General features: G+C 45.4%; 8 protein-coding genes. 7 read left to right on the forward strand and 1 reads right to left on the reverse strand.

Annotated features, from left to right (window positions below; genetic code table 11):
- The 3 genes from KGY70_10780 to KGY70_10790 form a co-directional block, all read left to right on the forward strand.
- On the forward strand, window positions 1–1,086 hold a 1,086-nt coding region (locus KGY70_10780), incomplete at its 5' end, for a TolB family protein (protein MBS3775665.1).
- Between the two features lie 192 nt (window positions 1,087–1,278).
- A complete protein-coding gene (locus tag KGY70_10785) occupies window positions 1,279–1,635 on the forward strand; it encodes a hypothetical protein (protein ID MBS3775666.1) in 357 nt (118 codons plus the stop codon).
- A 174-nt stretch (window positions 1,636–1,809) separates the two neighbouring features.
- On the forward strand, window positions 1,810–3,675 hold the full coding sequence (locus KGY70_10790) for a beta-lactamase family protein (GenBank protein MBS3775667.1): 1,866 nt from the start codon (window positions 1,810–1,812) through the stop codon (window positions 3,673–3,675).
- A gap of 569 nt (window positions 3,676–4,244) precedes the next feature.
- Here the strand turns inward: KGY70_10790 and KGY70_10795 are convergent.
- Entirely contained in the window at window positions 4,245–5,129 is an 885-nt protein-coding gene (locus KGY70_10795) for a hypothetical protein (protein MBS3775668.1), read from the reverse strand.
- A gap of 199 nt (window positions 5,130–5,328) precedes the next feature.
- On the opposite strand from KGY70_10795, the gene KGY70_10800 reads away from it, so the two are divergent.
- The 4 genes from KGY70_10800 to KGY70_10815 form a co-directional block, all read left to right on the forward strand.
- On the forward strand, window positions 5,329–5,559 hold the full coding sequence (locus KGY70_10800; protein MBS3775669.1) for a hypothetical protein: 231 nt from the start codon (window positions 5,329–5,331) through the stop codon (window positions 5,557–5,559).
- A gap of 96 nt (window positions 5,560–5,655) precedes the next feature.
- The gene (locus tag KGY70_10805; protein ID MBS3775670.1) at window positions 5,656–8,052 is read left to right on the forward strand and encodes an ABC transporter permease; all 2,397 of its coding nucleotides are present in this window, start codon (window positions 5,656–5,658) and stop codon (window positions 8,050–8,052) included.
- A gap of 293 nt (window positions 8,053–8,345) precedes the next feature.
- Window positions 8,346–10,301 (forward strand): glycoside hydrolase family 97 N-terminal domain-containing protein, encoded by a 1,956-nt coding sequence (locus KGY70_10810; GenBank protein MBS3775671.1) that lies wholly within the window; start codon window positions 8,346–8,348, stop codon window positions 10,299–10,301.
- A 483-nt stretch (window positions 10,302–10,784) separates the two neighbouring features.
- A partial coding sequence (locus KGY70_10815) for a hypothetical protein (protein ID MBS3775672.1) occupies window positions 10,785–11,146 on the forward strand: 362 nt, incomplete at its 3' end.

Below are 11,146 nucleotides of genomic sequence, written 5' to 3' on the forward strand. Positions count from 1 at the left end.
ATCCAGCTCGAAAAATCCGGCAACCAGTTTATCATGGGTGCTGCAACAGACGGAAATCCCATGGAATATTCGGATACACTGAATCTGGATTTGGGTGGAAAGCTTTATACTGGCCTTTTCATGTGCTCCCATTCCCAGGGTGTGCTGGAAGAAGCCGTTTACAGCAACGTAAGAATTACGGTTCCGGAACCTGAAAATTTTACTTCTTATGAGGACGAAGATGGGGGAAGCCGCATGGAAATCCTCGAGGTACAGGAGAAGCACCGCAAGGTTATTTACACTTCAAAAAAAGCTTTTGAAGCCCCTAACTGGGACCCAAACACCAACACCTTAATCTATAACAGCGGGGGACACCTTTATGAACTGCCTGTAGAAGGAGGTCAGCCAGAACTTATTGACACGGACTTTGCCACCTCACTCAACAACGATCACGGCCTCTCTCCCGATGGACAGGAAATTGCCATCAGTCACCACTATGAAGACGAAAAACAATCAGGCTCAAGAATCTATATTGTTCCCCGGAAAGGAGGTACTCCCAGACCGGTTACGGATAAAGTCCCCTCCTACTGGCATGGATGGTCACCCGACGGAAAATTCCATGTGTATGTAGGTCAGCGTAAAGGCGAATACAACATTTATAAAATAAAAACCAGCGGTGGCAGGGAAAAACAACTCACCGACCACAAAATGCTGGATGACGGTCCCGAGTATTCACCCGACGGAAAATATATCTACTTTAGCTCAGCCCGCACAGGTACCATGCAGATATGGCGCATGCGTCCCGACGGCTCCGATAAACAACAGATCACCTTTGACCGTTACAACGACTGGTTTCCCCATCCTTCACCGGACGGGAAATGGCTCATCTTTGTTTCCTATCTTCCAAGGATTGATGCCCAGGACCATCCGCCTTACAAACGGGTAATGCTAAGGTTGCTTCCTACCAACGCAGCCGGTGAAAGCCCCGAAGTGGTCAGTTATCTTTACGGAGGACAGGGTACCATCAACGTGCCTTCCTGGGCACCCGATAGCCGCCACGTGTCATTTGTCAGCTATTCTTTCCCAGGTGATGACTATTTTGATTAAACTTAAACTGTATTGAATTGTTATATCTATTCGGAGAAGGAGAAATTGAATGGATGTATCAATAAGATTGAGTTAAGCTGAAAAATTTCTTCGATATTTAATTTAACCACCAAAAAACTCTCAGATATTTCTTATTTAGCGGAGGACTCAGAGGTAGGATTTGTAGTGGTTTATACAACAGATCAATTGGATATGCAAAAGCCGGAAAAAACAATATATAAAGACCACTCGGATGAATTCATTCGTAAACTTAAAGAGGGAGAACAAAAATCTCAGTTCAAACTTTATAAAGAATACTATCATCCCATGTACAATAAAAGCCTGAGTATCACTCTCGATGAAAGTGAAGCGGAAAATGTGCTGAATCAGGCCTTCTTCAACGCCTTCGATCAAATTCATCATTTCAATGAAGGAGATAGTTTCGGCAGTTGGCTGGAAAATATTGTGGTGGAAACATCCATGGATGAAAAGAAAAAGAAATCGGAAACCCCAGACAAAAAAGGAATACCACCACCAATTCAGGAAAACTCAGATAAGAAAAAGAAATAAAAAATCAGACAGGGCCAATTTCCCCGATCTTCTCTACTACTTATAACCGGAAAGATACCATTCGTTTATCAAATGGAATAACCCATATACCAAAAAGAAACCAATCGATTTTCATTTATCAAAAAAATTGCCTACCTTGTTTTTCTAAATATTTACGCAACTTTATCAGATGCTATGAAAAATTCAATCCTTCTGGTTCTAATGATATTTGCCCAGACAGGTCTTTCGCAGCCAGAGCTGACTGACTCTTCAGGGCTTACAAGCTTCATGGACGGAATGATACAAGCCCACCTCGACAGCCGCAACATTGCCGGCGCCACTGTTGCGGTGGTTCAGGACACCAATGTCATTTTCTCCAAAGGCTATGGATATGCAGATATTGACCGCGACAGAAAAGTAGATCCCGACCGAACCCTTTTCCGAATCGGTTCCATATCCAAGCTATTCGTGTGGACTGCCATCATGCAACTCTACGAGCAAGGTAAGGTGGAACTGGATGTAGATGTCAACCAGTATCTTGACGAGATCCAGGTACCCGACACCTACACGGAACCTGTCACCCTAAAGGCCCTTATGACCCATACGGCGGGGTTCGAAGATTATATCCTGGGACTATTTGCCAGGGATACCGGTGCACTGCGCCCGCTGGATGAAATCCTGCAACAACAAATGCCGGCACGGGTAAGACCACCGGGAAGGTTTGCTAGCTACTCCAATCATGGAACGGGCATTGCAGCCTGTGTTGTCGAAGCAGTTTCCGGCCAGTCATGGAACGACTATGTGGAGGAGCACATCCTGAACACGCTGAACATGAACCACACCACCTTCCGGCAACCGGTACCGCCAAGCTTGCCGGGCAGCCTCTCAAAAGGCTACAAATTTAGGAATGGCGAGCTACAGCAACAGTATTTCGAATACATTCCCCTGGCGCCGGTTGGTGCCGCATCATCTACAGCCACCGATATGGCGAAATTTATGATCACCCATCTACAAAAAGGAAGTTTCAGGAACAACACCATACTCGACTCATCGGTTGCAAAAATGATGCAAAGCCCTGCTTTCCGACCTGCAGACAATATAAACTCCATGGCCTACGGATTCATGGAACTGAGTCAGAACAAGACCCCCATCATAGGGCACGGAGGCGATACCTTCTGGTTCCATTCATTGATGATACTTCTGCCCCGGAAAAATGCAGGCCTGTTTATTTCCTTCAACAGCGAGAACGGGAATCACGTAAAAAACCTGGTGCTGGAGGAATTTATGGACCATTTCTTCCCGGAAAAGCTCGGTGGAACGGATTTCTACATGCCTCCCGAAGAGCTGAGCAGGTTTGAAGGTGAATACCGGTCGCTGAGACATCCCCATGAACGGTTCACCAAAATCGCGGCGGTGATGAACCCCGTTTACATTAAGACCACAACCGAGGGTATGCTGAAAGTCACTGGCCGGGACGTTACCCATTACATCCCCATCGGCAAGCTGACCTTCCGGGCCGAAAACAGTTCCGAAAAACTTGCCTTTAAGCAGGACCGGCAGGGCAAAATCACCCATATGCTGCGTGGGCAGGCGCCTTATGTGGCTTTTGAAAAGGTCCGCTTTATAAACAACCATCAATTCCACCTCACCCTGTTCTACTTCTCTGTTCTTATGTTTTTGATCACTTTCCTGCATTGGCCCGTGGCATACCTTATACGAAAAGAATACAACGAGAGAAAAGTAAAACATCTGCCTTTACATGCTAAATGCTTCGGATGGATGGCTGCATTTTTCTTCCTTATGTTTTTCTTTGGCGCTACCACCCTGATGTTTAACTCAAACGAAATCGCATTCGGCCTAGATACGGAGATCAAATACCTCTTCACCCTTTCGGTGACCGGAACCATCATCACCCCGATCGTGCTTTTTATAACCGGGCGGTTGCTCTGGCTAAATAAGCACGCCCTTCTTGGTAATATCCATTACGTGCTGTTGTGTCTGGCTTTACTGATTACCAACTGGCAGTTGTATCACTGGAATATGCTGGGGTATCAGTTCTAAATAGAGTCTCGTCTATAATATCCGCTGGCTGCGTTACGCTCGTTTTTCATGCCAGTCAATTACATCTTGTAGAGACGCACGGCCGTGCGTCTCTACATTTGGCATTCAAAACTCGCAAGCCTTGCCAGCGAACATTCTAGACGAGACTCTTTCAAATCTCTTTGACTTTATGGACAAACACTATATAGGCTTCACTATTAAACTTATCTAACTCCACAACCAAGGGCTAAACGTTCATTCCGGCTGACCCCGCCGTTTGCGGGGGAGAGCCGGAATCTATACTTTATCTCTGGCAATTGTAAAACATATTGCTTTCAAATTTCCTCTCAATTTTGAGGTTAATTGGATTTCAGAACATATATTCAAAGCTCTGTCAGGATTCCTGATCTTCGCTATCGCTTCGTCAGGAATGAGAAGCCTCTTATTGTCTTAATCATAGTTTCATTCCGATCGAAACTTTATAAAAGAAAGCCGCCAGTCCCTGATTTAAGCGGGGAATCTACACCATTAATATATAACCCTTCTGGCCAGCCTATATTCAAAATTTATTAGAACATTATTTTCAATTCCTACCGCTTCAGCTCATAGGCCATCACCCGGTTGTCATTAAATGTTGGCACATACAGCATATTCGTTTCCGGGATGAAATCAATGTCGGCGGCATTGATGTTGTCATCCGTGGTATCCAGGATCAGTATCTTCTCCTGCTCGGGATGCAGCAAATGAACATGCCCGGCCCAGTCGGATTTGATATAGTAGCCGTCGCCGACTTCTTCAAGCCCGTCGATGCCCCCGGTATTGGAGATGAACTCATCCAGCTCCGCAGTTTCATAGTCAGCCCTTAGGACGGCGCCGTTGATACCGATCAGCAGGTGATCCTGTTTTGCAAACAGGCCGTTGGGACTATCGAGTTTGTTGGATTCCAGCCAAACCTCTACCGATCCATTCTTTAAGCGATAAATCTTGTTTCCGCGCATGTCCGAAGCAAATACCGCCCCGGCTTCATTGACGTCAATATCATTGCCAAACTGGGCCCCTTCCATGGGATACCGGTTGGCAGTTTCTCCTCCGGCAATGTCAATCTCTACAATCTCATCGATGTTGGTCACGTACAGCTTGCCTTCATATATACCCATGCCTTTCGGTGCATCCAGACCGCTGACCCATTTCAGATCAAGAACCTCCCCGTCGGGAGAAACCCTGGAAATAAATCCGCGTCCATCTTTCTCATTGGAGTTGCCCTGAATGTTGGCAACATAAAGTACATCATTTTCTGCATCATATTTCACCGATTCGGGAATTCTCATCACCGTGTCGGTACTCCATTTTTTTACCAGTTCAGGCTTTGCAGCCTCGCCGGTTTTCTCTTCCGATTCACCGGTTTTCTGTTGATTACATCCCATCAAACCGGCAAAAAGAATTACAACAAATAGTGTGGCTTTTAATGTGTTCATAATATTAGAATTTTTGGTTTTCACAATTTAATAAAATCTGAATAAGATATCAATATAAAAGAATCAACAAAGCCTCATAATAAATATACCCAACAATTACCCTGTTATGGAACATGAATCCCGCACATGATACCAAAGCGGCACATATTTTGTTCAAAACCGGATAAAAAATTTAATTTAACACCAAAACACGATCATCATGAAAACATCAAGCGTCAGACCTTTCGGATTGGTTTTTCTTTTTATGACGGTAGTTTTTTTATCCGGCTGTTCCATTGAAGCCGACAATGTCCTGACCGATGCGGATAAATTAAAAAAGGAACTGGAAGAAATCATTGAGAAAAAAGACATCAGCAAGGCTTCGGTTTACCTGCTCAGAACTAAAGCAGGTGATGCAGCTCCATATTCTTTCGCTCGTCTTTATTTATAAAGATTGCTGGCCTGAATAATTCCGGTTGGCACTGAATGAAAAATCTTATTGTATTTAGTTCGAAATTTCCATATAACTTTTTAACTGTATCCGACCATGATTAGAAGCTATTTTCGTATCGCCCTCCGGAACATTGTCCGATACCGAACCTTTTCGTTTTTGAATATCCTGGGGCTGACCATCGGGATCATCAGCTTCATGACCATTCTCCTGTTCATCCAGCATGAACTAAGTTACAACAGGCACATTAACGACGTGGAGAACAAATACCGGGTTGTGGAGATCCAAACCGAACCAGGTGTAGGTGAACAACACGTAGCTGTAACGATGGGCCCGCTAGCACCCAATCTTGTCAGCGAATATCCCGAAGTGGTTAATGCCTTAAGAATCTACAGGGGATACGGTCTGAACGTGAAATATAACGATCAAACCTTTATTGAAAATCATTTTGCCTTTGCAGATTCATCGGTTTTCGATATGATGGATGTAAAGCTGATCATGGGTGATGAAAATACAGTCTTCCAAGATCTCAACTCAATCATCCTCTCCAGAACGGTTGCAAAGAAATATTTTGGCAATGCATCCAAGGCAATGGATAAGATGCTCACCATCATGAGTGAATCTTTTATCGTCAGGGGGATAATGGAGGATTATCCGGAAACCAGCACGGTTTATTTCAATGCGTTGCTGCCTTTTAAAATCTTGGAAAACCGGTTTGACTGGGTGGAAAGCTGGGGCAGCAATTCACTGGACACTTATGTGCAGCTTGCACCGGGAACGAAAGAAACCGCCTTTGAATCCAAACTGCCCGGTTTCATCAAAAAATACCTCAGCAAGAACTGGGAACATGGACTGGAGATGTATCTTCAGCCCATGGAGGAGATCCATCTGAAGTCAGGCCATATCAAGTTTCAGATATACAACCACCATCAGGGGGATATCAACCAGCTTCACATCTTCTCAGTCATCGCTCTCCTGATTTTGATCGTAGCCTGCATCAACTATATCAACCTGGCCACATCGATGGCCCTGAAACGTACAAGGGAAGTAGGGGTCAGAAAAGTACTGGGAGCCAACCGAAAAAAGCTCATAATGCAATTCCTTGGTGAATCCTATATACTGTCTATTTTATCAGCCATTCTGGCCATATTTGGTCTCTCGTTGTTACTCCCTGTCATCAGTAAGATACTGGGGATCCCCCTTGTCATGGATATGGGTAATCCCCTATTTACAGGTGGATTGATCGCCACCATTGCAGTAGTAGGATTACTATCAGGCCTTTATCCTGCCCTTTACATTTCAGGATTCGAACCTACGGTAATATTTACGGGACTTCGCAGTTCAAGAGATAAAAGCAGTTCCGGGTACATGAGAAAAATATTGGTAGTAGCCCAGTTCAGTGTTTCAGTGGTCATTATTATATCCACGCTTGTAGCCATGCACCAGGTAAGGTTCTTCCAAACCACTGACAAAGGTTACAACGATGAAGCCGTGTATGCCATTCCGCTGCATTTTGATGATGATGTGCTGGAAGATCATATTCAACTACTAAAAAACGAATTGAAAGGCCAGCCGGGTATACGATCCGTGTCCGCCTCATCGCGCTATAACGGAGTTTCAGGAACCCAGTCAAAGATGACTGTAGCCGATACTTCTGAACAGCAACTCATGTCACGCTTTGGTTTTGTGGACGAAAACTATTTTCCCCAGATGGAAATACCCATCTTACAAGGCAGAAATTTCAGCTCCACCCATTCGGGAGACCGGAGTGAAGCCGTCATTCTCAATGAAATTGCCATGAAAAAGCTGGGATGGGACAACCCCAACGGCAAATATTTCATCCATCCCGGAAATGATTCATTAAAAGTGAAAGTTATCGGAGTGATCAGGGATTACAACTATTATTCCCTCAGGACCCCCATCGAACCTGCAGCCTATTTCTTCTTTCCGGGGCGCTTCCGCTATATTATGGCAAAGCTGGAGACTACTGATCTTCAAGGTTCTGTTGGCCAGATAAAACAGAAGTGGAACGAACTATTCTCCGGTGTGCCTTTCGAAGGATTCTTTGTGGATGAGCGTTACAGGCTAACCTATGCCGATGAAATCAATACTATGAAAATCTTTGGCATTTTTGCGGTGCTCTGTATCTTCATTAGCTGCCTGGGCCTGTTTGGCCTTATCTCTTTTGTGGTGCTCCATAAATACAAAGAGATCGCCATCCGGAAAGTGTTTGGCTCCAACGTAACACGCATTGTCAGGGTCATCAGCCGTGAATTTCTGATCCTGATCCTTATCTCCAGCATTATTGGGATACCCGTAGCCTATTTTTACATGGATCAGTGGCTGAACAATTTTGCCTATAAGATATCCCTGAGCTGGTACTATTTTGCAGCGGGGATCGCCGTAGCCCTCGCGATTGCATTTCTGACCATGGTTTATAAGATCATTACCGCGGCCAACGCCAATCCGGCAGAAAGTTTAAGATATGAATAGGCATCAAAAGGAATTCATACTGGATATCTGCAAATTCCTTTCTCCTTCTCAAAAATTTTCGTTTTATTTGATTTTGGAATACACTTTTGTACAATCAAATAATTAACCCGGTTTAAAAGGTTTTTTGCCACCAACCCCGCCTGCTTCGGGGCAGGAGCACTAAAACACTAAATTTCACCAAAAATATAATACTGTATTCTTCTTTTTTGTGGTTTTTGGAGTTTTGGAGTTTTAGTGGCAATTTATTCTTTTTACTCTTTTTGATAATGAACTCAATAAAACAAAAACAGCCTATGAAGAAAACAATGATGGGAACCATTGCCGCACTCCTTCTTTTTTGGGCGGGGGCAGGCATTGCCCAAACCCTTGAATCGCCAAACGGAAAGATCAAAGTGAACTTTGCCCTTAAGGACATCGCCGGAAAAAAGGACTGCCCCGTTTATAACCTTTCATACAGCGGAAAGCAGCTACTCAGCGAATCAATGCTTGGATTCACCTTGGATAAAGGAAATACATTGAATAGCCACTTCCAAGTGCTGTCCACCGAAAAGAAAAGCCATGACAACACCTGGAAGCCAGTCCATGGTGAAAGCTCCACCATCCGAGACCATTACAACCAGATGACGGTTCAGTTGTCTCATCAAAGCGAACCTTCATGCATCATGGAACTGGTATTTCGCTGCTATGATTCGGGCATGGCGCTCCGATACAAAATACCAAAAGGGGATTTCCCTGAAAACATAGCTATAAAAAGTGAAAATACCGAATTCCGTTTCCTGGACGACCATACCACCTGGAGCACACAAAGCGCCCAGGGAGAATATGAAGAAAAAAAGCTAAGTGAGCTGGGCTCAGGGGTGTGCCGCCCTCTGACAGTAAAAGTGGATGACAACACTTATGCCGCGGTGGCAGAAGCCGCGCTGGTCAATTATGCCCGAACTCAACTGGCCGGGCTGGAAGACAGCCCTCATGGCCTTGTCGCCGATCTGAGCAGCGGAGTGGAATCTCCTCTCCCCTTTTCCACTCCCTGGCGTGTGGTGATGGTGGGCTCCGGTCCGGGTAAATTGCTGGAAAATAACGACCTTATCCTGAACCTGAACGAACCCTGCCAGATTGAAAACACCTCCTGGATCCGGCCGGGTAAAGCCATCCGGGTGATCAGCCTGAATACCGAAGCAGCCATGGCATATATAGATTTTGCCGATAAGCATAACCTGCAGTTTATCGAGTTCGACACCGGCTGGTACGGGCCGGAATTCGACACGGCCGCCAACCCGATGACGGTTGCTTCAGGCCGGATCCGGAAATATCCCAACAGCGATACCTACCTGAACGTCGACCTGGATCTCCCCAAAATCATCCGGGAAGCCAGGAACAGGGATATTGGCGTTATACTTTATGTGAATCATGTAGCCCTGGAAAATTATCCGCTGGATGAGCTGTTCGCCACCTATAATAAATGGGGCGTGGCGGGTGTCAAATTCGGCTTTGTGAATGTCGGTTCCCAACGCTGGACCAAATGGCTGCACAAAGCCATAAGAATAGCAGCAGAGAATCAGATTATGGTGGACATCCATGATGAATACCGGCCTACCGGCTACAGCCGCACCTACCCCAACCTCATGACCATGGAAGGAATCAGGGGCGACGAGGCCACCCCATCCACACAACAGACCCTAACCACGCTCTTCACCCGCATGCTCGCTGGTGCCGGCGACAATACCGTCTGTTATTACTCCAGGCGTGTGGATGAACACTGGTCGCATGCTTACCAGCTTGCCAAAACCGTGTGCATGTACAGCCCCTGGCAGTTTTTATTCTGGTACGACAGGCCCCTTGAAGCCATCGGAGAAGAGGAAAAAGCACCTGAGGAAAGTGTCATCCGAAACGAACCCGAACTGGAGTTCTTCAAAGCGGTACCCACGGTTTGGGATGAAACCAGGATACTTCAGGGAAGCATCGGGGAATATGCCATCATCGCCCGGCGATCCGGCAAGGAATGGTACATCGGGGGCATGAACAGCGACAAAGCAAGATCATTCGAAATACCCTTTGATTTTCTGGATAAGGATCAAGACTATGTGGCGCACATCTATTTTGACGATCCAACGGTCAATACCAGAACAAAGGTGGGGATCCGAAGATCCACAGTGGATGCAGAAACAGTGCTCGATTTCAAGATGAAGGCAAACGGAGGCCAGGCGGTCCGGGTTGTTCCACGGGTAAAGGCTGGCAGAAAAATACAATAGTCATTGATTGTCATTGGTTGTCATTAAATGGTCATTAAGTGGTCATTGATAGAGATTGAAAGTTTGATTGGATGATTGGATGATTGTTACATGGGCAAAAGCTGGCAGAAAAATACAATAGTCATTAAGTGGTCATTTGTTGTCATTGGTGGTCATTGGTTCTCATTAAGTGGTCATTGATAGAGATTGAAAGTTTGATTGGATGATTGGATGATTGGATGATTGTTACATGGGCAAAAGCTGGCAGAAAAATACAATAGTCATTAAATGGTCATTGATGGTCATTTGTTGTATTCACAGAAAATTCCAGGCCTCCGTTTCATTCCGGCCCGAGTGGTACCGGAGAGTCGTTGCCCCACTGGCTAAAGCGGGGAAACATACCATTTTGATTGAACCGGCTTTATATAATGTTGTTAAAAAATAAACAATACCCCTTCTGTAAATGTTTTAGATATTTTAATACCAAACAGGAACCAATAACTTATGGCACAACAAATAAAAGAACTCACGACCAAAGAACTGGCTGACTGGATTCAGCAGCCCGAAGGCATCCTTCTGGATATCCGGCCGCTGGCCGCTTATAACGGGTGGCCGTTACAAGACGAACCCCGCGGAGGCCACATCAAAGGTGCAACCGCAATACCCTTCAAATGGGCCCAATACATCGATTTTAAGGACATCATGGACAACAAGGGCATTACCCCGGAAAAGACGCTGGTCATTTACGACTATGAACGGGAAAACGCCGAATGGCTGGCCAAAAAATTAAAAGGAAGCGGGTTCGAAAACGTATCGGTGTACCACAAATTCCTTGAAGAATGGTCACCCGGACAAAACCTTCCTTC

It is taken from the genome of Bacteroidales bacterium (assembly GCA_018334875.1).
In the GTDB taxonomy this organism is placed as follows: Bacteria; Bacteroidota; Bacteroidia; order Bacteroidales; family UBA12077; genus JAGXLC01.